This window comes from Pseudomonas sp. PB101, assembly GCF_009764265.1.
Taxonomy (GTDB): Bacteria; Pseudomonadota; Gammaproteobacteria; order Pseudomonadales; family Pseudomonadaceae; genus Aquipseudomonas.
The window spans coordinates 147,094-171,227 of sequence record NZ_RWIR01000007.1 but is presented as its reverse complement, the minus strand read 5'-3'; the positions used below and the strand labels follow the sequence as shown (position 1 = coordinate 171,227).

The 24,134-nt window shown below is 55.7% G+C and carries 17 protein-coding genes and 1 pseudogene; 9 read left to right on the top strand and 9 right to left on the bottom strand.

What is annotated here, in order from left to right:
- Nucleotides 1-2: 2 nt before the first annotated feature.
- Entirely contained in the window at nt 3-1,079 is a 1,077-nt protein-coding gene (locus EI969_RS02210) for an aromatic ring-hydroxylating dioxygenase subunit alpha (protein WP_160385726.1), read from the bottom strand.
- 369 nt (nt 1,080-1,448) lie between these two features.
- On the opposite strand from EI969_RS02210, the gene EI969_RS02205 reads away from it, so the two are divergent.
- Nucleotides 1,449-1,913, top strand: a complete 465-nt coding sequence (locus EI969_RS02205; protein WP_160385725.1) for a MarR family winged helix-turn-helix transcriptional regulator — start codon at nt 1,449-1,451, stop codon at nt 1,911-1,913.
- Nucleotides 1,914-2,294: 381 nt separating this feature from the next.
- Nucleotides 2,295-4,814: an ATP-dependent helicase HrpB gene (gene hrpB / locus EI969_RS02200; RefSeq protein WP_160385724.1), complete on the top strand. Its 2,520-nt coding sequence runs from the start codon at nt 2,295-2,297 to the stop codon at nt 4,812-4,814.
- 340 nt (nt 4,815-5,154) lie between these two features.
- On the opposite strand, the gene EI969_RS02195 is transcribed toward hrpB (EI969_RS02200), so the two are convergent.
- Entirely contained in the window at nt 5,155-5,595 is a 441-nt protein-coding gene (locus tag EI969_RS02195; RefSeq protein ID WP_160385723.1) for a hypothetical protein, read from the bottom strand.
- Nucleotides 5,596-5,680: 85 nt separating this feature from the next.
- Between EI969_RS02195 and EI969_RS02190 the strand changes: the two genes are divergently transcribed.
- The gene (locus tag EI969_RS02190) at nt 5,681-6,004 is read left to right on the top strand and encodes a helix-turn-helix transcriptional regulator (protein WP_160385722.1); all 324 of its coding nucleotides are present in this window, start codon (nt 5,681-5,683) and stop codon (nt 6,002-6,004) included.
- Nucleotides 6,005-6,295: 291 nt separating this feature from the next.
- Here the strand turns inward: EI969_RS02190 and EI969_RS02185 are convergent, their stop codons facing one another.
- The 4 genes from EI969_RS02185 to EI969_RS02170 are packed head-to-tail and all read right to left on the bottom strand — an operon-like array spanning nt 6,296 to nt 12,816.
- Nucleotides 6,296-7,735, bottom strand: coding sequence for a tyrosine-type recombinase/integrase (locus EI969_RS02185; RefSeq protein ID WP_160385721.1), 1,440 nt, complete (start codon nt 7,733-7,735; stop codon nt 6,296-6,298).
- Between the two features lie 11 nt (nt 7,736-7,746).
- Entirely contained in the window at nt 7,747-8,358 is a 612-nt protein-coding gene (locus tag EI969_RS02180; protein ID WP_371925830.1) for a hypothetical protein, read from the bottom strand.
- Nucleotides 8,359-8,378: 20 nt separating this feature from the next.
- Entirely contained in the window at nt 8,379-10,475 is a 2,097-nt protein-coding gene (locus tag EI969_RS02175) for an integrase (RefSeq protein ID WP_160385719.1), read from the bottom strand.
- A complete protein-coding gene (locus tag EI969_RS02170; RefSeq protein WP_160385718.1) occupies nt 10,459-12,816 on the bottom strand; it encodes a hypothetical protein in 2,358 nt (785 codons plus the stop codon). Before EI969_RS02170 ends, EI969_RS02175 begins: the two co-directional genes overlap by 17 nt.
- 41 nt (nt 12,817-12,857) lie before the next feature.
- Here EI969_RS02170 and hrpB (EI969_RS02165) point away from each other — a divergent pair.
- Nucleotides 12,858-14,993: pseudogene (gene hrpB / locus EI969_RS02165) on the top strand (ATP-dependent helicase HrpB); the annotation flags it as partial.
- Between the two features lie 106 nt (nt 14,994-15,099).
- Here the strand turns inward: hrpB (EI969_RS02165) and EI969_RS02160 are convergent.
- Complete coding sequence (locus EI969_RS02160; RefSeq protein ID WP_160385717.1) at nt 15,100-16,017, bottom strand: LysR family transcriptional regulator; 918 nt, start codon at nt 16,015-16,017, stop codon at nt 15,100-15,102.
- Between the two features lie 226 nt (nt 16,018-16,243).
- On the opposite strand from EI969_RS02160, the gene EI969_RS02155 reads away from it, so the two are divergent.
- The 5 genes from EI969_RS02155 to EI969_RS02135 all read left to right on the top strand — a co-directional run bounded on the left by EI969_RS02155 (nt 16,244) and on the right by EI969_RS02135 (nt 22,138).
- Nucleotides 16,244-17,734, top strand: a complete 1,491-nt coding sequence (locus EI969_RS02155) for an aldehyde dehydrogenase (protein ID WP_160385716.1) — start codon at nt 16,244-16,246, stop codon at nt 17,732-17,734.
- 21 nt (nt 17,735-17,755) lie between these two features.
- Nucleotides 17,756-19,126, top strand: coding sequence for an aspartate aminotransferase family protein (locus tag EI969_RS02150; RefSeq protein WP_160385715.1), 1,371 nt, complete (start codon nt 17,756-17,758; stop codon nt 19,124-19,126).
- Nucleotides 19,127-19,518: 392 nt separating this feature from the next.
- Nucleotides 19,519-20,505, top strand: a complete 987-nt coding sequence (locus EI969_RS02145) for an ABC transporter substrate-binding protein (protein WP_160385714.1) — start codon at nt 19,519-19,521, stop codon at nt 20,503-20,505.
- An 8-nt stretch (nt 20,506-20,513) separates the two neighbouring features.
- On the top strand, nt 20,514-21,317 hold the full coding sequence (locus tag EI969_RS02140; RefSeq protein ID WP_007990681.1) for an ABC transporter permease: 804 nt from the start codon (nt 20,514-20,516) through the stop codon (nt 21,315-21,317).
- Nucleotides 21,305-22,138 carry an ABC transporter ATP-binding protein gene (locus EI969_RS02135; protein ID WP_160385713.1) on the top strand — a complete coding sequence of 278 codons (834 nt, stop codon included), beginning with the start codon at nt 21,305-21,307 and terminating at the stop codon, nt 22,136-22,138. Before EI969_RS02140 ends, EI969_RS02135 begins: the two co-directional genes overlap by 13 nt.
- Before the next feature lie 144 nt (nt 22,139-22,282).
- On the opposite strand, the gene EI969_RS02130 is transcribed toward EI969_RS02135, so the two are convergent.
- Entirely contained in the window at nt 22,283-23,362 is a 1,080-nt protein-coding gene (locus EI969_RS02130; protein ID WP_160385712.1) for an endonuclease/exonuclease/phosphatase family protein, read from the bottom strand.
- A gap of 66 nt (nt 23,363-23,428) precedes the next feature.
- Nucleotides 23,429-24,103, bottom strand: a complete 675-nt coding sequence (locus EI969_RS02125; RefSeq protein ID WP_160385711.1) for a YciC family protein — start codon at nt 24,101-24,103, stop codon at nt 23,429-23,431.
- Between the last annotated feature and the right edge of the window lie 31 nt (nt 24,104-24,134).

The following is a 24,134-nucleotide window of genomic DNA, read 5'->3' as shown; positions in this document are numbered from 1 at the left end:
GGTCAGCCGACTGAGCTGCGAAGGTGTTGAATGATTCGTCTGGCGCGATTGGCTCCGACATCAACATGGATGTCGACCATAGGACGGCCGCTGAATTGGCACATGTTGGCGTATTGAGACTCGATGACTACCTTGTCTTCATCGAACGTCAGGATTGTTTGTTCGATGACTTTCTTTTTGGTCACTTCGGGATCGCTGACGGGATTGGTGGCCATCGACCAGAAATAGTGGCTGGTTGTCTCTGTCTCCGGTGTCACGCCATGAAAGCCCCGCATATGAAAGCCACCGCGTTCGGGGTTTTCAATTGATTCGCTTCCGACATCGACGGCGCCGGTCCAGATCAGCAGATGAGAGATGTGAAACTCTATTTCTTGCCAGCGATCAATGTTGCCCTTGAACGGATAGGCGGCGGTGTAGGTGGGTGGTGGCACGGAGTTACGCATGTAACGCGTGACTTTGACGCTTCGCTCGTCACTTTCCACAGTCATGTCTGCCGTCATGTGGATTTTGGCATTCCCTCCGATAGTACGAAGGTGGACATAACCAAGATGACTGAGATCCAACAAGTTATCGTGTATGAGTTGATAGGGGGCGTTGTAGTGATACACATCACCTTCGAACAGATATTTGCCTGAGCTATGAATAGGATAGGTGGGCGGCTCAGATGTAGGCTCTGAATGTGCCGCGCTACCAAACCAAACCCAGATGATGCTGTCCTGTTCGCGAATATGGTAAGCCGGAACGATAGCCTTACCTGGGACTTTTGACTGGCCTGGAACCTCAATACATTTGCCTGTCGCATCGAAGAGTAGGCCGTGATAGCCACAGCGCAAACCTTCGGCTTCCAGTGTTCCGTCAGAAAGCGGCAGTGCTCGATGGCAGCAACGGTTCTCGAGCGCAGCTACTTGGCCATCACCCGTGCGAAACAACACAATAGGCTGATTCAACAAGGTACGGCCGACCGGTTTCTCCTTGAGCTCCCAAGACCAGGCACCTACGTACCATTGATCGAGCAGGAACGGTGATGAGTCTTGCGGTGCAGCGGTACTACCGAAAGGCGTTGCAAGTGAAACAGTCATGACAATCTCCACTTTTAAGATTTATGAGTGGTATGAGTTCCAGCACTGGTAATTTTTTACTAAGAGCCGGTGATCGATGGTATTTGTCGATAATGCAGGTTGATCGCGTGCCCAAGCGGTCTATTCGCAACAGGCGGCAATGAGCGTCATTGCTCAGTCGATTCCTACACGATGTGCGTGCGAGGCTGAACTGAGCAAATTAGTGCTGCAATCGCGTGCTGGTGTGGGGACATGTCGATCCTCCTGTTATTGTTGTGATGACCGCGAAGAGTTTTGAGAGGTTGCTCGATGGGTCGGAATCAATCCTAAGAATATTGGTTGATATGTCAACCAATATTCTCGATCATTGACGCACCAGCACGGATTTTTATGCCAGAAGATTTGCATCTGGACCTTGGCCGCTATGTGCCAGGTCTGCTCAATTTCTTGTCGAACAAGCTTTCGGCGGGGGCTTCCAAATGCTATCGAAAGCATTTCGGGGTAGGTGTTGTGGAGTGGCGAATGTTGTCCATGTTGGCTGTGGAGAACGGCATCACTGCAAACCGGATATGTCAGGTTATCGGGCTCGATAAGAGTGCTGTGAGCCGATCGCTGCAACAGTTGGAGGAAGCTAATTACGTCACGACTGCGGTGGATGCCCGTGACGCACGTCGCTATACCGTCAGCCTCACCAGCGAAGGCAAAGCGTTACATGACCAGATTTTTTTGGCTGCAATGGAGCGTGAGCGACGCTTGCTGGCAGACCTTTCCCCAGAGGAAGTGAGTACTCTGACAGACCTGCTCGGGCGTATGCACAGGCGGATCGAGTATGTTAACGGGTACGAACCAGAGTGAGCATCTATCCTTCGGGTCCATGGGAAATCGAGGCTTTCGCGGCGCAACTTCCCTAGGGGTAGCAACGGCGCGTTGCCATTTTTCGTGCAATTGTCATGGAGCCCCGTACTCTGCTGATCGACGAGACTACTTCTGATCATGATGCTGAGCTGGTCGGGGAAGTGCTGTAAGTCTGAATTCATTCTCCATCGACGGTATGACGATGGTCGACGTGGACTATGGTGAACGCTTCGCGGCTCTGGCAGCAGAGCGCGTGGTGTTTTTCGATAATGGTCAAATTCTGAGTACTGACTTGTGAACACGCGTTTGTTTGGCGGTTCTCACTCTCCAAACGGTCGAACTCCTTAACCCGTTATACTGCTCATCTGCCTGGGAGTCGCCATGAGTTCTTTGCCAATCGACGCCGCTATGCCGGCACTTCTACACGTGTTGAATGCGTGCAACGAGGTTGTACTACAAGCCCCCCCAGGCGCCGGTAAGACCACTCGCGTTCCATTGGCAATCCTCCGTGAAGAGTGGCTTGGTGAGCAGTCCATCCTCATGCTTGAGCCTCGCCGATTGGCTGCCCGTGCCGCTGCAGAAAGACTGGCCAGTGAGCTAGGGGAGAAGGTTGGTGAGACCGTTGGGTATCGTATTCGCCTCGAAAGCTGCATCGGTCCGAAAACTCGAATTGAAGTTGTCACTGAAGGAATTTTGGCGCGCCGTCTTCAAGATGACCCGGCTCTTGAAGGCGTTGGGCTGGTTATTTTTGATGAGTTCCACTCGCGAAATCTTGATGCGGATCTTGCTTTGGCACTCACTCTCAACGGCCGTGAGTTACTGCGTGATGAGCAGCCCCTGAAGATTCTCGTGATGTCAGCAACGCTGGAAGGTGAGCGGCTTTCGCAGTTGTTAGAAGGTGCACCAGTTATCACTAGCGAAGGCAGGATGTACCCGGTGTCTACTCTCTGGGGGCGCCCGTTTCAGCCTGGTGAGCACATCGAGTCGAGAGTGATCCAAGCATGCTTGGATGCACTCGAAGAGCAGAGTGGTAGCGTTCTCGTTTTTCTGCCAGGACAAGCCGAAATTCGAAGGGTCAATCAAGAACTGGCAAATATTCTCGGTGAGCGGAACGACATACTCCTCTGTCCATTGCATGGCGAACTCGACCTCTGTGCACAGCGTGCTGCGATCGATCCCGCGCCTGAAGGTAAACGAAAGTTGGTGCTGGCCACCAACATCGCCGAAACAAGCCTCACTATTGAAGGCGTACGAGTAGTAATTGACGCGGGTCTTGAGCGCGTACCCCGTTTCGATCCGCGAAGTGGAATGACTCGTCTTGATACCCAGCGCATTTCCAAGGCCAGCGCCACCCAGCGTGCGGGCCGGGCCGGGCGTCTGGAGCCCGGCGTGTGTTATCGCCTGTGGTCACAGGATCAGCACGAGCAACTGGCGGCCTACGGCAGCGCTGAAATTCTTTCGGCGGACCTCGCCGGGCTGGCCTTGCAACTGGGCCGCTGGGGCGTGACGCCCGGGCAATTGGTCTGGCTCGATGTGCCCCCGGCCGCTGCGTATGCCCAGGCCCAGGATTTGCTTGAGCGACTCGGCGCACTGGAGGGCGAGGCGTTGACCCGTCACGGTCAGGCCATGGCCGAACTGCCGGCGCATCCGCGCATCGCCCATTTGCTGTTGCGCGGGCAGGCGCTGGGGTTGGCGGACATGGCCTGCGATGTCGCGGCGCTGCTCGGCGAGCGCGATATCCTGCGCGGTGCCGGTGCCGACCTGCACAGTCGACTGGTGTTGTTGTCCGGCACAGAACGCGCCGCTCGCGGTGCCCAGGGCGGCGTGCAACGGGCCCGGCAACTGGCGCGGCAGTATCGCGGTTATCTGCGCGGCAAGGCGTCGGAGCCGGTCAGCGATCCGGATCATCCACGCTGGCTCGGCGCGCTGCTGGCGCTGGCCTATCCCGATCGCGTTGCTCAGCAGCGGCGCGCCGGTGGTGCGGAATATCGCCTGGCCAACGGTCGCGCTGCGCTGTTCGCCGAGGCCGATAGTTTGATGAAACAAGCCTGGCTGGTGATTGCCGATCTTGGCAGCCGTCAGGGCCAGCGCGAGGAACGGATTTACCTGGCGGCGGATTTCGACCCGGCGCTGTTCGACTCGGTATTGGCCGAACAGGTGCGGGTGGTCGATCAACTGGATTGGGACGAGCGCGAAGGCGTGCTGCGCGCCGAACGCCAGCGCAAGGTCGGTGAGCTGATCCTCAGCCGCGAACCCTTGACCGGGCTCGATGAAACCGCCCGCAGCCAGGCGCTGGTCAATCTGGTGCGACGCAAGGGCCTGGAGCTGTTGCCGTGGACCCCGGAGCTGCGTCAGTGGCAGGCGCGGGTGGCGTTGTTGCGTCAGTTGGACCTGGCCGCAAAGGGGGAGAGCGAGTGGCCGGATGTCAGCGACGCCGCGTTACTGAAGAGTCTCGAACACTGGTTGATGCCGTATCTGGGCAAGGTTTCGCGGCTGAGTCATTTCGCCAATCTCGACCTGTCGAGCATCGTTCGCAACCTGTTGCCCTGGCCGCTGCCGCAACGTCTGGATGAACTGGCGCCGCATCACTTGAGCGTGCCATCGGGGTCGTCGATCCGTCTGGACTACAGCGAGCAGCCACCGATTCTGGCGGTGCGTTTGCAAGAGCTGTTCGGCCTGGCCGAGACCCCGCGCATTGCCGGTGGCCGGCAAGTGGTCAAGCTGCACCTGCTGTCCCCGGCGCGGCGGCCGGTGCAGGTGACCCAGGATCTGGCGAACTTCTGGCGCAGTACCTACGCAGAGGTGAAAAAGGACCTGAAGGGGCGCTACCCCAAACACTACTGGCCAGACGACCCGCTGGTGGCTGAGGCAACAGCGCGTGTTAAACCGCGAAAGGTATAGCGACTGTGTCATGCCAATGACTTGGCCAGCTTCTGCGAGGGCTGCGGTGTAGCCTTTCTTCCATATCTAGTTTGGGGGGGCGTAGGGACTTGGGGTCGCATTTATTTTTGAAGGCCCACCAACAAACCAAAACTGTTTGTTCTGCTCCCTGTGATCGTTTCAGATCGGTGTTTTTCATTGGCAAGGAGGGAAGCGGGATCTTCGTTTCCTGCCGGAATGGTTCGTGCGGCGGGGAAACTGTGTTGCGGTTACCCTACTAGATAAAGGGCCTTGGTTTACCGGCTTGAGTCGGGCGGGCATTGTCAAATTCTAAACACGTCTTATCCAACCTCTCAGAAAACTAAGGCTTCGCCCCTTCGTACTGCTGACAACGAAACACCAGCTCGCTAAATGTGACTGAAGAGCTTGGCTGCGCCTCCGGGAAGTAATAATACCGGCCATCAATAAGGGTATATCGCAACGATGCCCCGTCCTGACTTCGAGCTACTTCCAGTAGTCTTTCCATGCGCCAGTCACCGGAGCCGTTAAGCCACCCTGGCGACACCAACTGTACCGATTTCACTTGGACCCCTACTTCCGTTAGCTCCAGAAGGGCCGTTAGTGCTTGCATGCTATCCACGAACACCACGTCATGGATCTCTAAGCTGTCCTCGCATCTGGCTATGGTGGTATGAAACCAAGGTGACATCAGGTGTTGCTGAACAAGATGCCAGCCTTGGTGGCCAGGCTCTAGCAATACCTCAGCGCCTTTCACTTCTGCCTGTCTATTGGTGATGAACACGGCGAATCCTCAGTATGAACAGTATACATTGTAGTCATATACTGTTCAGAAAGCGCCTTATCGTTCCTTTTGCAGGACATGCAAAGTGGAATTGAAAATTGCTTTCGGGACGGTTCTTCGGTGGCTTCGTTTGAAACAAGGTCAAACGCAGGAGGATTTTTCCACTCTCAGCAGCCGGACTTACATCAGTACATTGGAGCGAGGTATCTACGCTCCGACCATCGATAAGCTCGACGACATCGCTACTGTGCTCGGTACGCACCCCATAACGTTGATGGTCGGTAGCTATGCATTAAAGGACAATCGTTCTGTTGCGAAAGTCCTCGAAGACGTCATGGGGGAGATAGAGCGCCTTGAGGTTGCCGAGGGCGTTTCGAAGCTACGGAAGCGTTACGTCCAAACTGAATAGGCAAGGGGGCTTGGAACCGTTCGAATGCTGGCCTCAAAGCAGATCTCGTCCTCATGCCTTCACATGGGGTTGAGGCAGGATAGGTTGCCAAGTGCCGATCGACACAGGATATCCAGGAAGGCGGGGCAGTCCAAATGTTGTAACCCTGATTTTTGCGCTGTTAACCACCGTGGTTAACAAGGAGTTTAAGCGGTTTACACGGAGCGAATTTCCAATTTTTTGAGTATTGTCGGCATCTGGTTCCTTCAGCTAAGGGAGGGAACTTCAATTCTGAGGTTGGGGAACCAATTGCTAGTAGGTGTGTTTTGCTAACGGTTCTACCTTTCGTGCGATATCGAAATCCTCATCTCTTAACTGGATCAATGTCTGGATCTCAAGCTTATACTGTTTAATTGGCATTCCTTGCTCGAGACTTATAATAAGTTCTGCTTGCTTAGCATCAAATATTTGCATTGCTCTGACTAAGTGGACGGATGTGATGGTAGTGGAGTAACTGGCGAGAGATTGAAAGGCTAAATTGATGTACCCCTCAATCGAGCTAGGCTCTATATGACCAGTCCATTGCGTCACTTCTACCATAAATGTGTGGCTATCAAGCAGCGCTCGCTGAAAGTCATCCTTCGTCGACATTTGGTGGCGCTGAATGAGCAAGATAAAAAGATTGGTAATGAAAGCGTGGCGAAACATGTGAGCGCAGGCTTGCTCGCTGATGTCGGCTGCTTTTCGAAGTATCGATATTTCATTAGTGATTGTGTCGCTGCTTATTTTTTTGCCTGTAGTCTCTGAGATGAAAAGAAAGTTGTGATCAGGTCCAGATTTGTATCTGTTTTTTATAACCTTTTGTCGTAGGTTTATGATGTGGTTTTTTATATCGTGGAGCAACATTTTTGTGACGGGAATATAGCGTTCATTTCTGTCGCCGCGTTTCAAAGTTTCCAGTCGAAGTAAGGGTTGTTCCATGCGAAAGGCGTCGAGTATATCGTTGGTAGTGATATTTCCAACTTCTGTTCTGCGCGCCCCAGTATTCTGAAGAAGGTCAAGTAGACAGTGTCTTCGTTGTTTGACAAAAGTTGAGCTATCTATCGCGTTGACAGCTTTTTTTAATTTCTTGATGTTCTCTGCCGAAATAGGATTTCGTCGATGTGTCCTGGTTTTTTGGCCGAATGAATGGTGATGAAGGAAAGAGCGTTTGATTTTTTTACCAGTTTGGGTAACGAAAGTGTAAGTTTGCTCTTTTGCTCTTATTGTGCCTTCTGCTGAGACAAAATTTTTGTCACCATGAAATCTACCAACAAAACCAAGAAAATCTAACCAAACTCTTCCAACGTTCAATATTGACGTTTCTGTTTTCTTGGGTTGTGCAGCATTGCGGGGGGACTTCTCTTTTCTAAGTTCTTCAATGAAAGCGCTAAAGTTCTGATCGCTTAATTCGATTAAATCTATTTTATTTTTGTAGCAAAGTCGTAAAAGTTGGCTTATTTTTGTAGCGTAGTCTCCCATCGTTCCCCCTTTTCTCCCCCTGCGTGAGAGTCCTTGCCGTCCGCCGCGGCCGCTACGATCGCGGAGGGAGAGCATATACAAATTTCCTATCAGACATGGTGAACCGTTTGGCCAGATCATGAATGGCATGTTGCTCGCGTCTCGAGTGCCAAGCCGATCAACCGAAAAATAGTCGAAAATTGAGAATTCACCGAGAGTGCTGTAAAGTTGCCGAGATGCAATATCCGTCATAGCAATGCTCGCTATTTTCTAAAGCTGTTGATATCAGTGACGATGTGAGAGGGTTTTAGAGTGTTGTCAGAGTTTGTCCGCACGATTGGAATCTCGTTGAAGGGAGGATTGTTCATTCCGACAATTGCCCTCAGGAGGCCCTGGGTATCTCGTATTCGCTTGGTCCTGACTAGTTCGTTCGGCGCATCTTCTACGCTGGAGAGTTGGATAATTGCAGTGGATAAAGCCTGTAGGAGGATATAGTTAGTTCGGCGATGCATTTCTAGTTCAAATTCCAGTTGTTCCACCTTTCGCGTTAGTCCGGATTTTGTTCTTTTGTTTATCTGCGTATTTCGCTTTTCCGCAATTTCGAGAGCTTCCAACGCCTTTATTCGCAGTGAATTGAGCCCCTTGAAACCATTGTTGAGCACATCATTAGAGTAAGTTTTAAGTGTGTTTAGACTCATTGGTGTAGTTTGAATGTCCACACCCGTCTCACTGACATACACTATGTTTATAGAAGCCAAGCCTCCTTGGCTTTTGAGTGCCAACCGAAGATTTGTATCACTTGAGAAATGTTGGGGGCGCTTTGCCACTAGGATCAGCAGGTCTTGAAGTATCTTGACGGCCGAGGTGGTTTTCACGTTTCTTGAGGCTCTCGTTGTCATAAAGTTCCCCGGCTAACTTTTGCTACAATCTTAAATTGCTCGCCTGTTTCATCAGTGAAGAACTCTGGTTGTATGTCTACCAGACCCTGTTGTATTAAGTCTAGGATATGGTCCTCAAGGTCGTTAGTGTCGAGCAAGCTAAAGTCCTCAGTGCCATAGCGCTTCTTTATTAGATTCGCCAGATCAGTAAAATATTGTATATTTTCGCCTTGCATGGATTCAGCTACGTAGTGGGCTTTTGCGCTTTCGAGCACAGCCCCGTCCGTCGTTTCGGTAATGTAGTGCCAGACATGTTTAATGTCACCGTGCCCTAGCATCCACTGAAGGGTATCCAGCTTTGCAAAGCTACCGCAGTAGAAAAATAGCATTGCAAAAAAACGGCGAAGCTGATGTTGACGAATATAGTAGCGTTGATTGAGATGATTCAACGGTGTTTCAAAGTAGTCGCAAAGCAAGTCTAGATTTCGATTGTATGAAGTTAAGCTTGCGTTGGTCAGACTATTAATTCCCTTAAAGCTCGGAGTGGCAAAAAGTGTCATCATGTTGTCGATGTAGCCGATTCGTACTAGAACCTTTTGCATATGGATAAGATTTTTTATCATCTCTACGGCGATTGGCTCGATTGGGCGGGCAACCCTTCTCCTTAGGCCGAAAAGGCTGCGTGTGCTTTTGCCATTGTAGAATAGTAACCATTGCTCAGAATCGTCAAAGCAACTATTAGATTGCAATCCACACATTTCAGTTACCCTTCTTGCCATTAGCACTCCTACGACTAGCTGCACAGAACCAATATAGACCCCAATCAGATCTAGAAATCCGGAGTTTGAACGAAGCTTATTAAAGTATTCAGTCTTCTCGCCTTTAATGGATCTGTTGCTTTTTCCGCTGTCTAAATTTCTACATGAGAGCCCTAATTGTCGAACTCCTATTTTTACTAGCTCTGAGCCTAAAACTTCGATGGCTTTTTCATTGGTAAGTTTGGTTGGTCTGGTTTTATTGATTTTGCAGTAAAGTGCTAGTCGACATAAACCCTTGCGCAATTTCTCTCCATGCTCCAAATGAAATTCAATTGCCTGCCTGAGGCATTTGAAAACAAGGGTCGATGGTAAGGTCCGATGTCGGCCAGTTGTCGATAAATCTAATTCAAGCCGCTCTATTTCCATCAGGGCATCAATTGGCGGAGCCGGTAAACCAACTTCGTGGAGAGCCCCTATGTTGTAGAGCACAGTGCGATAGCCGCAATATTCTTGGTATTGAATTTTTTGGGGCGTGCCGGTTGTAACTTTAATGCCCTGATATTCTCGGGTGAATTGACTGATGTTGTTTTGGATGCAAAGGATTTCGTGAACTGGTTTTGCATTGTTTTTTCCCCATAGGCACCGACGGTAAATGTCTTGGGAAATAGCTATCGAGTTCGGAACCTTTCCATGGCTTTTGTGATTGATGTAAAGGTTTTTAAGGTGAAGTGCGGCACGAACTGAAGGGATCATTTGGTGAGGGATACCTAGCTCATCATTTTCTTCTTGCTCCGGTGTGATTATTGATAGTTGTGGCAGCATTTGCAAAGCCATTTGAATAGCGGCTTTGTCAGCGCATTCATAAGATTTTAAGCAGTAAATTTGTAGTTCCTTTGTCCAGTTATAGATGGATTCCGAGGTCAGGGAATTAGATGCAATTTGTTCCAGTATCTCCCTAAGGTTACCTGCTGTAAGTCCTCCTAAGCCATAGGTAGTCAACCCATATCGATCGGCGTTTTGCAGAAAACAGTCTATGATGAGAAGGGCTTGGCGAAATCGAGTTCGCTGTTGACCGCCCAAATCGTTAGTTTCACTCATGTAGCCTGCAACGCTTCTGGTGGAAGCGGTTAGAAAGAACTTGAAACTATTTAGCAGATCACTATTTTCTTTCGATGTCAGTAGGCTGCCATCGTCTAATATAATATTCCAATCGAGCGTGGAAGACTCTTTAGAGTCAAAGTTATAAGCCCATATTGGCGCATCGAAGTCGCTCTTTAGCCAGACGGCAGTCCTATAAGTATCTTTCGCTTCGATGAGAAACGGCTTGAGGAAAGAAATTTCAGGCGGTAGGTGCATAAATTAGAGTCCTCATTCGATCAGCGCTGGCGTGTTGACGAGCAGTCGCGAGGTAAAGCTGAAGTTCGTTGTCCCAGCCCCTATCGATTTCTTTTGCAACAAGATCGGCAAACTCTGACCAGTAAAGAGCCAAGGCGCTGATTTCGGAGCGACGAGGAGATGCACTAACCGCGGCCTGAACTGACAACAAGGCAGTTAGAATCCCTACGTCGATTGAGATCAAAACTCTCTCGATATATGGAGCAGTGATAGGTTCTGAGTGTGCCGGCACCCGATTTGTACGGTTTTTTTCGGGATACAGTAGATGAGGTGGAATTTCTTTGATGGCATGATTTTCCAGGAATTCGTGAAGCTCGTCCATCGATTGGAAGCTTGCAACTTGGAGAAGGTAGGGGCTGTCTTTCATGGCTTCACAAATGATGCCTCTCTGAAAAGCTCTTATCCATCTTGTCTGAAAAAATGCGAGAATCGGCTCCGGTAAGTACCGACTCAATAAACTTGAGTTATATTCCGAGTGACCTAAAGCTTTTGCCATTTCCTCAACACTCTTAGTTTTCAGATAAATGGCAACACCACAAGAGGCTCGAAGTGTGGTCAAGGAAACTCTGTGTATAAAATTCTTTAGCTCGCTTCTACTTCGTTTGGTGTGAACTGATAATTGGGAAATTATTTCCTCCATGGTCTCTACGGTTTGGTTTTTTGTTAGCTTTCTTGGTTTGTTTATATTTGGGTAGTTTAGTTCGTGAGAACATTGCAGAAACAGATAGCGCCAGTTGTCGTCTCCCGCACTTTTTAGTTCGGATCTTAATGGCGCTGTCAGAGTAATAATTTGTCGAATGAGAACTGCTTCCCTAGGCGTTAAGTCGATTTTTTGTTCGCTAAGATCCCCCTTTCTTCTATCTTTATATCCGACAAGTTGGTGTCCGGTATCCGTTTTAAGTATGCCGGATAGTTGTCCGCTTTTGTTGTATAGCTCAAAATTTAAGAAAAAAGACTCGGTGATGCATGGATGGCCGTGGACTAGTAAGAACTGAAAAAAATAAAAGTCGTCCCTTCCCGGGAGAACAAAGAAAGGTGCAATTTTTGATTTTTCGGCTTTTTCTCCAAAAAGGGTAGCAAAATTGTCCCGTATATATTTTAGGCCGTACATATTGAAGGTGGCGCAAAAATTAGCCTCTCCCATCGCGGCAACTCGAATCGACTTAGGCCAAGAAGCGATTATCGGGGTGCCAGTAGATGCTAATCTGTTTCTTGTAATTTGTCTTTTTCGTAGATCGCGAACTCGGCTTTTTGCCCAGGCCAAAATCAGGTTTATATCTTCATTAATTGTTCTAAATAAAAGTTCGATAGCAGATCGGTCGGTGATTTGTAGTGGAATTTGCGTGATGAGTTTTTCCTTTATTGTTTCCCCGTCATTCATGTTTGTTATATTGGTTTCGGCGCCGGGAGTATCAGTTGTATATGGCTTTGGCAAAGACCCACCAAACGGCTTCGCCCAGACTCCACCTTGAAGGAATGCTTCCTCGATTGAAAAAATAAATTTGGAATAGGATCTTGTTCGAGAAGGAATATCCAACCCGTTAGCCGCTGAGTTATTGAAATAAACAAGCATAAATTGTACAAAACAATTTTTTATTTTTATTGGGTGGTGGAACGCACTAGGAGGCCATTGGTCGGGGTTTTGCCCAAGAAATTTAACAAAAGCGTTGAATTCAGCGATATTAAGGCGCGCGGTTTTTTCCAAATAGCGACGCATATTTTGGAATACTTCCTCTGCAAATTCTTGTCCGTGTGAACGCCATAAAAAAGCGATTGGGAGGTAACTGCTGACTCCCTTTGTCGAGACAACCTCCCAGCCATTCCAATAGTGCACCGCTTTCAGATCCAAATTCTGTCGCGCCTCCTCCCAAGCATCAACATGTAATCGAGGGTTTTTGGCTTGCGATTCGAACTTCGGTACGAGAGGGACTTCAGATCGCATTTCATTGAGCATGCAGACAAAATTAGTAGCGTGCCTTACTCGGGCGCTCCGTTTGCCAGTAATGAGGGAGTTTCCGTCCAGTGAACCTAGAAACCCTCTAACGATCTTGTCAAACGCCGGTGTTGAAAGGCTCAGGTACGTGATCGTGACTTGGGTTACATCACAATAGGCCTCAAATATCTTCAGCAGAGGGCCGTTGGCTTTGTATCTGCTGGTGCGATCAAGACACCGCTGCATGAGTGCTGCAACATCAGCAGTGATCGCTGTAAATGGGTAATTCGCGAGATAGGCGGAAGTTTTGATAATTGTCAAAGCGGTTTCCTCCTGGATTGCTTGCAATACGTCAAGCTGGGTCTGCATCCTTGGTCGTTTGATAACATGTTGCAAGTGGTAAAGTTGCCGAACGCAGTCTCGACGCGGATCTGGCCTTGGCCCTGAGCCTCAATGGCAGGGAACTGTTCCGTGACGATCAGCCGCTGAAAATCCTCTTGATGTCCGCCACGCTCGAAGGCGAACGCTTGGCCGGATTGCTCGACGACGCGCCGATCCTGCGCAGCGAAGGGCGCATGTACCCGGTGGCGATGCGTTGGGGCCGGCCGTTCCAGGCCGGTGAATTCATCGAGCCGCGGCTGGTGCAGACCGTCCTTGAAGCCTTGAACGACGAGACCGGCAGCGTGCTGGTGTTCCTGCCGGGGCAGGCAGAAATCCGCCGCGTGCATCAGCAGTTGGCGGATGCCTTGGGCGAAAACACTCAGGTTCTACTCTGCCCGTTGCACGGCGAACTGGACCTGGCCGCGCAACGGGCCGCGATCGATCCGGCACCGGCGGGCAAGCGCAAAGTGGTGTTGGCCACCAACATCGCCGAGACCAGCTTGACCATCAACGGTGTGCGCGTGGTGATCGATGCCGGGCTGGCGCGGGTGCCGCGTTTCGACCCCGGCAGCGGCATGACTCGTCTCGACACCCAGCGCATCTCCAAGGCCAGCGCCACACAACGAGCGGGCCGGGCAGGGCGGCTGGAACCGGGCGTGTGTTATCGCCTGTGGTCCCAGGATCAGCACGAGCAACTGGCGGCCTACGGCAGTGCGGAAATTCTTTCCGCGGACCTCGCCGGGCTGGCTTTGCAACTGGGACGCTGGGGTGTGACACCCGGGCAACTGGTGTGGCTCGACGTGCCACCGGCCGCCGCTTATGCACAGGCCCAGGACCTGCTCGAACGCCTGGGCGCACTGGAGGGCGAAGCGCTGACCCGCCACGGCCAGGCCATGGCTGAACTGCCTGCGCATCCGCGCATCGCGCATTTGCTGTTGCGCGGTCAGGCGCTGGGGCTGGCGGACATGGCTTGCGACGTCGCGGCGCTGCTCGGCGAGCGCGATATCTTGCGCGGTGCCGGGGCGGACCTGCACAGCCGACTGGTGCTGCTGTCCGGCGAAGAGCGTGCTGCACGTGGCGCACAGGGCGGGGTGCAGCGCGCACGGCAACTGGCGCGGCAATATCGTGGTTACCTGCGCGGCAAAGCCTCGGCGCCGGTCAGCGATCCCGACCATCCACGCTGGCTCGGCGCCTTGCTGGCGCTGGCCTATCCCGACCGGGTCGCCCAGCAGCGGCGTGCCGGTGGCGCGGAATACCGTTTGGCCAACGGTCGTGCGGCACTGTTCGCCGAAGCCGACAGCCTGATGAAGCAACCGTGGCTGGTGATTGCCGATCTGGGCAGTCGTCAGGGGCAGCGTGAGGAACGGATTTATCTGGCGACGGACTTCGACCCGGCGCTCTTCGATTCAGTACTGGCCGAGCAGGTGCGTTGCGTCGATCAACTGGATTGGGATGAGCGTGAAGGCGTGCTGCGGGCCGAGCGTCAGCGCAAGGTCGGCGAATTGATCCTCAGTCGTGAACCGCTCACCGGACTCGACGAAAACGCACGCAGCCAGGCGCTGGTGAATCTGGTGCGTCGCAAAGGCCTGGAGCTGTTGCCGTGGACCCCGGAGCTGCGTCAGTGGCAGGCGCGGGTTGCCTTGTTGCGTCAATTGGACCTGGCCGGCAAGGGCGAGAGCGAGTGGCCGGATGTCAGCGACGCGGCGTTGCTCAAGAGTCTGGAGCACTGGCTGATGCCGTATCTGGGCAAGGTTTCCCGGCTCAGCCACTTTGCCAATCTGGACCTGTCGAGCATCGTCCACAACCTGCTGCCGTGGCCGTTGCCACAGCGGCTGGACGAACTGGCGCCGCATCATTTGAGCGTGCCGTCGGGCTCGTCGATTCGTCTGGACTACAGTGAACAGCCGCCGATTCTGGCGGTGCGTTTGCAGGAGTTGTTCGGCCTGGCCGAGACCCCGCGCATCGCTGGCGGGCGACAAGTCGTGAAACTTCATCTGCTGTCGCCAGCACGGCGGCCAGTGCAAGTGACTCAGGATCTGGCGAACTTCTGGCGCAGCACCTACGCCGAAGTGAAGAAGGATTTGAAGGGGCGGTACCCGAAGCATTACTGGCCGGATGATCCTTTGGTGGCGGAGGCGACGGCGCGGATCAAACCGCGTAAGTAAATCAAACGTCGACCTGCACGCATACCTTGTAGGAGCCGGCTTGCCGGCGATGAGGCCCTTGAGACATGTACCGTCCTTGATGCCGCCATCGCTGGCAAGCCAGCTCCTACGAGCTTTCGGATTTGGCGGTCAGTTGTTCGCGGCAATAGTCAGCGAACAACTGCGCCGGTTTGGTCAGTTGCCCACGCTTGAGCCATGCCGCCACCAATCCGGAACCGGTGACCTCTTCGGCGATGTCCACGCACACCACTTTCTGCCCGTCGTAGGTGCACTCCGAGTGCGGCTTGGTCACCAGGATCGAGAATCCGAAGCCTTGGCCGACCATGCCGCGCACCATCTCGATCGATGGCGAGCTGAAGGCGATGCGCGGGGTCAGGCCCAGCTCATCGAACAGGCTGACGAAATAGGTCCGGCTCGGCTGCACGTCCAAAAGAATCATCGGCTCCAGGTACAGGTCCCGCAGCGACACTTGCGCTTGCTGTGCGAAGCGGTGATCCGCCGGTAGCAGCGCGTACGGTCGCTGCGCCGGCATCAGTGGTTCGGTCTGGATGGTGCCGTCCAGATCGTGCTCGTAGAGGATCGCCAGATCGAAGGCGCCAGAGGTCAGGCCCTGCACCAGCTCTTGTTGCTCGCCGTCGCGGATGCGGATTTCCACCCCCGGGTACAACGCGGAAAACCCGGCGATCAATTGCGGCAGGTATAGCGGCGCGACGGTTTCGAAACAGCCGATATCGATCTGCCCGGATACCACGTCGTTGTCGGCCAGGGCGTTCTGTTCGAACTCCTTGGCCATGCGCAGCAGTTCCTGGGCCTTGCGGTAAAAGCGGGCACCGCTGGGGGTCAATGACACGCCCTGGGCGTGATGGCGGATCAGCAGTTGCACGCCGAAACTGTCTTCCAGACCTTTGATGGCCGTGGAGATCGAAGGCTGGGCGATGTAGAGCTTGCGCGAGGCCTCGGCGACGCTGCCGCACTCGACGGTGGTGATGAAGTATTTCAGTTGACGCAGATTGTAGGCAGCCACAGCAAACCTCGGGGGAGAACGGATCAGGCATCCAGGCAATTTGCGCGCCACCCCTATCCGCTCGGGTAGCGATTTGTCGTGGTTGAACAATAACCACATGCTGCGCCGGAAGGGAGATTGGCTACGTAGTTTTTTCTTGGCCTGCGAACACATTTTTACTGGTTTTCCACCGCTCGGGCCTGAGCGACTATCCAATACACAAGAATGTCCAACGGAGCATCTGAACGTGTTCGAGCTTGAGTATTGGCAACGCAAGGCCGCTTCCCTGCGGTTTCCCGACCAGGCCGTGATCGACGGCAAGCGCCATGCGGCGCAGTCGGGGCAGACTTTCGCCGCGATCAACCCCGCCACCGGCCAATGCCTGGCCAACGTTGCCGCCTGCGGCGAAGAAGACGTGAACGTGGCGGTGCGCAATGCGCGGCAGGTCTTCGAGGCGGGTACCTGGGCTGCGCGCTCACCGAGCGAACGCAAGCAAGTACTGTTGCGCCTGGCCGACTTGATTCTCGACAACCGCGAAGAACTGGCGCTGCTCGACTCGCTGAACATGGGCAAGCCCGTCGCGGATGCCTACAACATCGATGTGCCGGGCGCCGCGGGCGTGTTCCGCTGGTACGCCGAGAGCCTCGACAAACTCTATGATCAGGTCGCCCCGAGTGCGCAGAACGTGCTCGCGACCATCACCCGCGAAGCCCTCGGCGTGGTGGCGGCCGTGGTGCCGTGGAATTTCCCGCTGGACATGGCCGCGTGGAAACTCGCTCCGGCCCTGGCGTCGGGCAACTCGGTAATTCTCAAGCCGGCCGAGCAGTCGCCGTTTTCCGCTTTGCGTCTGGCTGAGCTGGCGCTTGAAGCCGGCGTGCCGGCAGGTGTGTTGAACGTGTTGCCCGGCCTCGGCGAGCAAACCGGCAAGGCCCTCGGCCTGCACCCGGACGTCGATTGCCTGGTGTTCACCGGCTCCACCGAAGTCGGCAAATATTTCATGCAGTACTCGGCGCAATCGAACCTAAAGCAGGTGTGGCTGGAGTGCGGCGGCAAGAGCGCCAACCTGGTGTTCGCCGATTGTCAGGATCTGGACCTGGCCGCGCAGAAAGCCGCGTTCGGCATCTTCTTCAACCAGGGTGAAGTCTGCTCGGCCAACTCGCGGTTGCTGGTACAACGCTCGATCCATGACGAGTTCGTCGAGCGCCTCAAGGCCCAGGCCGAACGCTGGTTGCCGGGCGATCCGCTGGACCCGTCGAGCGCCGCCGGGGCCATCGTCGACAGCCGTCAGACCGCGCGCATCATGACGTTCATCCAGCAGGCCGAGCAGCAAGGCGCGACCCGGATTTGTGGCGGTCGGCAGTCGATCTTCAACGGCTCGGACAACTTCATCCAGCCAACGATTTTCACCGGTGTGACCCCGGATATGCCGCTGTTTCGCGACGAAGTGTTCGGCCCGGTGCTGGCCGTCACGGCGTTCGACGATGAGGCTCACGCCTTGCAATTGGCCAACGACAGCGTCTACGGTCTGGCCGCTTCGCTGTGGACCGACGACCTCAACCGCGCCCACCGTGTGGCGCGACAATTGCGAGCCGGTACGGTGTCGGTCAACAGCGTCGATGCGCTGGACGTGACCGTACCTTTTGGCGGTGGCAAGCAGTCCGGTTTCGGCCGCGACCTGTCCCTGCATTCATTCGATAAATACACCCAGTTGAAGACCACCTGGTTTCAATTGCGCTGATAACAAAACGGAGAACTGGCGATGACCACACCACGTGAAACCCGCGACTACCAGGCCGCCGACGCTGCGCACCACATCCATGCGTTCGTCGATCAGAAAGCCCTCAACGACGAGGGGCCACGGGTGATGGTCCGTGGCGAGCGCCTGCATCTGTGGGACAACGATGGCCGGCGTTACCTCGACGGCATGTCCGGGTTGTGGTGCACCAACCTCGGTTACGGGCGCAAGGACCTGGCCGCTGCGGCGTCGCAACAGCTGGAGCAGCTGCCGTACTACAACATGTTTTTCCACACCACCCACCCGCAGGTGATCGAGCTGTCCGAGCTGCTGTTCAGCCTGCTGCCGGCTCACTACAGCCACGCGATCTACACCAACTCCGGCTCTGAAGCCAACGAGGTGTTGATCCGCACGGTGCGTCGTTACTGGCAGGTGCTCGGCAAGCCCGAGAAGAAAATCATGATCGGCCGCTGGAACGGTTATCACGGTTCGACCCTGGCCGCGACGGCGCTGGGCGGCATGAAATTCATGCACGAAATGGGCGGCATGATTCCGGACATCGAGCACATCGACGAGCCGTACTTCTTCGCCCACGAAGGCAACCTGACGCCAGCCGAATTCGGTCTGCGCGCGGCACAGCAACTGGAAGCGAAGATTCTCGAACTGGGGGCGGACAAGGTCGCAGGCTTCATCGCCGAACCGTTCCAGGGCGCCGGCGGCATGATCTTCCCGCCCGAAAGCTACTGGCCGGAAATCCAGCGCATTTGCCGCAAATACGATGTGCTGCTGTGCGCCGACGAAGTGATCGGCGGCTTCGGTCGCACCGGCGAATGGTTCGCCCACGAGTACTTCGGTTTCGAGCCGGACACCCTGTCCATCGCCAAGGGCCTGACCTCGGGCTACATCCCGATGGGTGGCTTGATCCTGTCGAAGAAAATGGCCTCGGTGCTGGTGGAGCAGGGCGGCGTGTTTGCCCACGGCCTGACCTATTCCGGGCACCCGGTGGCGGCGGCGGTGGCGATTGCCAACCTCAAGGCGCTGCGTGATGAAGGCGTGGTGACGCGGGTCAAGGACGACATCGGCCCGTACCTGCAACAGTGCCTGCGCGAAGTGTTCGGCAAGCACCCGCTGGTGGGCGACATCCAGGGCACCGGCATGGTCGCGGCGCTGCAACTGGCCGAAGACAAATCCACTCGCAAGCGTTTCGCCAACGAGAACGACATTGCGTGGCGCTGCCGTACGATTGGTTTCGAGGAGGGCGTGATCGTGCGCTCGACTTTGGGGCGGATCATCATGGCGCCGGCGTTGATTGCCAGTCGTGAAGAGGTTGACGAGTTGATCAGCAAGACCCTGACAGCGATGGATCGTACGGCGCAGGAATACGGCCGGCTCTGATATTGCCGGAAGGTCCTGCGGACCTTGATCGCGGGCAAGCCCGCTCCCACAGGATTCATGTCGGCCGCAGAAATCGGGCACGACACCTGACCTGTGGGAGCGGGCTTGCCCGCGATTGCTATCGCCCATTCAATACATTTTTAACGCGTTGCACCCACCTCGGGCATCCCCGCCCACAGCGCCCTTTCCCGGTGCGCGCTAACGAGTTTTTTCATCGTTCGCATCGACATATTTCCTCGTTTTCCTGATCCCGCCCTTGGGCCACCATCGATCTCGCCAGCCCGCCGAATGCTGCCCGCCGAAGGGTCCCCGAGAGACCACAGGCCGCAGCCGATTCAGGGCTCGCCGTACTGCCCATGACAAAACTAAATCAACAGCTTTGGGAGTGCTCCATGATCAAGTCCTTGCTTACCCGCGTTGCCCATCCACTGGCGGTCACCGCCATCGCCGCGACGGTCGCCACCAGCGCCCAGGCCGGCACCCTGTCCATCGGTCATACCACCTGGGTCGGCTACGGCACCCTGTACCTGGCCCAGGACCTTGGCTACTTCAAGGAAAACGGTTTGACCGTCGAGTTGCCGGTGGTCGAAGAAGCGGCGATGTACATGGCCGCACAAGCGTCCGGCGAGTTGTCCGGCTCGGCGTCGACCATCGACGAGGTGCTCAAGTACCGTCCGCAATTCTGCTTCAAGGCCGTGGCCGCACTGGACGACAGCCATGGTGGCGACGGCGTGCTGGTGGGCAAGGACGTCAAGAGCCTGCAAGAACTCAAGGGCAAGGCAGTGGCGGTGAACGAAGGTTCGACCTCGCAGTTCTGGCTGTCCTATCTGCTGAAGAAACACGGCATGAGCATGAGCGACATCACCGTGCAGAACATGACGGCCGACGATGCCGCCACTGCCTTCATCGCCGGTCGCGTTCCCGCCGCCGTGACCTGGGAGCCGCACCTGTCGATGGTTCGCGACAAGCAGCAGGGCAAGGTGCTGATCGACAGCAGCAGCACACCGGGGGTGATCGTCGACGTGGTTGCACTCAACTGCAGCGTCATCGAAAAACAGCCGGAAGACGTCAAGGCCCTGGTGGCCGGTTTGTACAAAGCCGTGCAGTACACCAAGGATCATCCGCAGGAAGCCTACAAAATCATGGCCAAGGGGGTTGGCGGTTACCTGGCCGATCCGAAGGAGCTGGAAGCTGCAGCGCAAGGCGTGCGTTTCTACGATCAGGCCATGAGCGAAAAACTGCTGGGTTCGCCGGGCAAGCCGGGTGACAGCGCGCCGCTGATCAAACTGGCCAACGAGACCGCCAGCGAGCTGCAAGGCAAACCCTACAACGTCAGCAATGACGACCTGATCGACAACCGCTTCGTCACCCCGCTCTAGGAGGCTGCATGTTCAAGCGCAATTCGTGGCTGAGCCGTTGCATCACGCCCAAGACCGGTTTGCCGGTCTCGGTGATCTGGAGCGCGAGCGGTTTGGCCTGGGTGCTGTTGGTCGGCCTGTGGGCCGGCTTGTCCTACGGTGGCGTGGTGCCGGGCATGTTCCTGCCGACGCCGGGCGCGGTGGTCGAGGCCGCCGTGCGCCTGGGTCGCGACGGCACCCTCGGCCAGCATGTGTGGGCCAGCGTTGAGGTGGTGATGGTCGGCTTCATCGTGTCGTCCCTGGTGGCGGTGCCGCTGGGACTGCTGATGGGCAGCTTCCGCATCGTCCAGGCGTTCCTGGAACCGTTGGTCAACTTCATCCGCTATTTGCCGGTGACCTCGTTCGTACCGTTGTTCATCCTGTGGATCGGTATCGGTCTGGAGCAGCGGGTGTCGGTGATCATCTTCGGCGTATTCTTCCAGCAACTGGTGATGATCGCGGACGTGTCAAAAGGCATCTCCAAGGACCTGATCAACGCCTCCTACACCCTGGGTTCCAACCGTCGTGATGCGGTGCTGCACGTGATCGCTCCGGCTTCCTTGCCAGGTGTGCTCGACACCCTGCGCGTGACCATGGGCTGGGCCTGGACTTACCTGGTGGTGGCTGAACTGGTCGCCGCTTCCAGTGGCCTGGGTTACCTGAGCCTCAAGGCCATGCGTGGCTTCCAGGTGGATGTGATTTTCCTCGCCATCGCGATCATCGGCCTGCTGGGCCTGGTCACCGATCAACTGTTCCGTTTCCTTCGCTTGAGGATCACCGCATGGGCTCAGTAACCGCCGCCACTCATCGTTTTGTCGCCCCCCAGGTTGTCCCGGTGAACGCCCCTCGGCTGAAGGTGGACAAGGTCAGCCTGCGTTACAAGAAACCCGATGGCGGAACCTTTACCGCATTGGAGGAAGTGTCATTCGAAGTGCCGGACCAGCAATTCGCGGTACTGGTCGGACCTTCGGGCTGCGGCAAGTCGAGCCTGCTGTACCTCACCGCCGGCCTGGCCGAACCGACCTCGGGCGAGATTTACGTCGGCGGCCAACAGGTGGAAGGGCCGGGTGCGGATCGCGGCATGGTGTTCCAGAGCTACACGCTGTTCCCGTGGCTGACGGTGCGCCAGAACGTCGAGTTCGGCCTCAAGCGGCGCGGCATGCCGGCGGCGCAACGCAAAGACATCGTCGACTACTACGTCAACGAAGTGGGCTTGAGCGGCTTTGCCGACAACTACGCCAAGCAGTTGTCCGGCGGCATGATGCAACGCGTCGCCATTGCCCGTGCGCTGGCCAATGATCCGCAGATCCTGCTGATGGACGAACCCTTCGGCGCCCTCGACAGCCAGACGCGCCTGCAAATGCAGCAGTTGTTGCTGCGGGTGTGGGGCAACAGCAAGAAGACCGTGTTGTTCGTGACCCACGACATCGACGAAGCGATTCTGCTCGGTGACCGCGTGTATGTAATGGGCGCCAGGCCCGGGCGGATCAAGCAGATTCTCGATGTGCCGATCGAACGTCCGCGCAACCTGGACATGGTCATGGAGCGCTCGTTCATCGAGATGAAACGCGAGATCTTCGGGCTGCTGCATGATGATCTGGAAGAGGTGCATTAAAGCCGATTCCAGCCCGTGCACCATCCCTGTGGGAGCGAGCTTGCTCGCGATTGCAATTTGTCATTCAGCATTGATGTCGACTGACACGACGCCATCGCGAGCAAGCTCGCTGCCACAGGTTTTGTGTCTGGCTGGAGTTAGGTGTCAGGGCGCAGCCGGCAACAGAAACCGCGCAATCACCGGCAGGTGATCGGAGATACGCAACGTATCGTCCTGCCGCACCATGGCCTCCACCCGTTTGATCCTCGGACTGTAGAACAGGTAGTCGACGGTCCGGTCCGGGCCGTTCAGCCCGGTGTCGTTCGGGTAATGCGTCAGCCAGCGCTCGCGATCTATGCCACTGGCCTCGTTGTTGGTCGGGATCATCGGGTACTTGTCCCACAGCAAGTGCAGCGGGCTGTCGGCGGAGAAGGGCGTGCGTTGCGCCTCGGGCAGGCGTCGATACTGGCCAAGCGGCAACAGGTTGAAATCCCCACCGATCAGCCACGGCGTGCCACGGCTTTCGAATCTGTCGAGCGTCCTGGCCACGGCGTCCACCTGTTTTTGCAGGATATTGCCGGCCCGGGTCGCACGCTCCAGATGGGTATTGAGCACGGCAATCTGCCCACCGTCACTCAAGGGCAGGTAGCTCACCAGCAAGGCGTTCCTCGGCTGGAACTGGCGGCTGAGAGGATTGCCCGAGGCGACGGGCAGTTGCAGGCGTTCGGCATGTTCGATCTGGTAACGGCTCAGGGTCGCCAGTTGCCGGCCAACGCTGCCGAAGATGTGCGGGTTCGGTACGAAGTCGGCCTTCCAGTCGAAGGCGCTGGCGCTACACGGATACAAGTCGGCGAGCCGTTCCTGCAGCAGCTTGAACTGGTGCTGGTAATCGCTGGCCTTGGCGCCGTCGTCCAGTTCCTGCAGCAACACGATGTCCGGTTGCTCGTCGCGAATCACCCGCGCCACTTCGTCGAGGCTGAAGGCCATGTCTTCCGGTGTGGGGCGTTCGTCGGTACCGGCGGCCAGGTCATTCCAGAACACGTAACGCTTGCCGGCCAGGTACTGGACGTTCCAGGTCATCACCTTCAACGCCTGCCCCGGGACCAGGGTGGGTGCCTGGTCACTGCAACTGACGGGTAACACTTCTTTGGCGTCGGGGCGCCAGGTCAGGCTGTAGATCATCACGACGGCCAGGCCGATCGCAATCAGCAGGCCCAGCAGGGTGTAGCGCAGTAGACGGGTCATGGCTCGGCTTAATAGCGTTACAAAATTGCTCTCGAGCATACCCGAGAGCGAGGGTCGCGCCCAAGGTCAGAGCGGGTTGTCATTGCTCTCGGGCAGCGGGTTGATCAGCATGAACAGGCGGAACAGCACCACGCTGGTAAACAACTGCAGGAAGCTGTGGGCGCTGTCGATCAGCACTGAAACCACCGGGTTCTGAGGTTCCGGGTACGCCGCCAGCGTCATGCCCTTGAGCACCCACAACGGCCCCATCACACACAGAATGCACAGCAGGATGCGCAGGAAGTGACCTTTGGTCACGCGCAGGCTTTCCTTCATGGCCGCCAGCGGCGCCAGGCCGCGCAACACCAGCAGGTATTCGCCAAACGCCAGGGTCACCATCAGGTAGATGCCTGGCAGGAAGTACAGCGACAGGCCCAGCAGAATCAGCACCGTATTGAGCGCCGTCAGCAGGGCGAAGCGCGGCCACAGGTAGGCGGACCTGGACAGCAGCTCGCGGTTGCTCGGCGATTCGCCCCGGCTGCGGGCGTCGAGAAACAGGATCAGCGCGGCGGTGTACAGCGGGTACACCAGCAAGCCGACGATCACGCTGATGCCGGGGAAACTGTCCGGCTCCGTGGAGTGGTCGACCACTTGTTGCAGCAGCGCCTCGAAAATCACCAGCGGCAGGCACAGCTGCACGATCTGGCCCAGATTGCGCTTGAAGAAATACAGGGAGTCACGCAGCACATCTAACGGATTCATCAGTCGGTATCGCAGGTTGGAAGCAGTGGTC

Excerpts from the sequence above, each read along its gene's own strand:
- EI969_RS02175 (WP_160385719.1), bottom strand. The coding sequence starts at position 10,475 with ATGCACCTACCGCCTGAAATTTCTTTCCTCAAGCCGTTTCTCATCGAA.
- EI969_RS02170 (WP_160385718.1), bottom strand. The coding sequence starts at position 12,816 with ATGCAGACCCAGCTTGACGTATTGCAAGCAATCCAGGAGGAAACCGCT.
- EI969_RS02135 (WP_160385713.1), top strand. The coding sequence starts at position 21,305 with ATGGGCTCAGTAACCGCCGCCACTCATCGTTTTGTCGCCCCCCAGGTT.
- EI969_RS02210 (WP_160385726.1), bottom strand. The coding sequence starts at position 1,079 with ATGACTGTTTCACTTGCAACGCCTTTCGGTAGTACCGCTGCACCGCAA.
- EI969_RS02140 (WP_007990681.1), top strand. The coding sequence starts at position 20,514 with ATGTTCAAGCGCAATTCGTGGCTGAGCCGTTGCATCACGCCCAAGACC.
- EI969_RS02145 (WP_160385714.1), top strand. The coding sequence starts at position 19,519 with ATGATCAAGTCCTTGCTTACCCGCGTTGCCCATCCACTGGCGGTCACC.
- hrpB (WP_160385724.1), top strand. The coding sequence starts at position 2,295 with ATGAGTTCTTTGCCAATCGACGCCGCTATGCCGGCACTTCTACACGTG.
- EI969_RS02205 (WP_160385725.1), top strand. The coding sequence starts at position 1,449 with ATGCCAGAAGATTTGCATCTGGACCTTGGCCGCTATGTGCCAGGTCTG.
- EI969_RS02150 (WP_160385715.1), top strand. The coding sequence starts at position 17,756 with ATGACCACACCACGTGAAACCCGCGACTACCAGGCCGCCGACGCTGCG.
- EI969_RS02185 (WP_160385721.1), bottom strand. The coding sequence starts at position 7,735 with ATGACGGATATTGCATCTCGGCAACTTTACAGCACTCTCGGTGAATTC.
- EI969_RS02130 (WP_160385712.1), bottom strand. The coding sequence starts at position 23,362 with ATGACCCGTCTACTGCGCTACACCCTGCTGGGCCTGCTGATTGCGATC.
- EI969_RS02125 (WP_160385711.1), bottom strand. The coding sequence starts at position 24,103 with ATGAATCCGTTAGATGTGCTGCGTGACTCCCTGTATTTCTTCAAGCGC.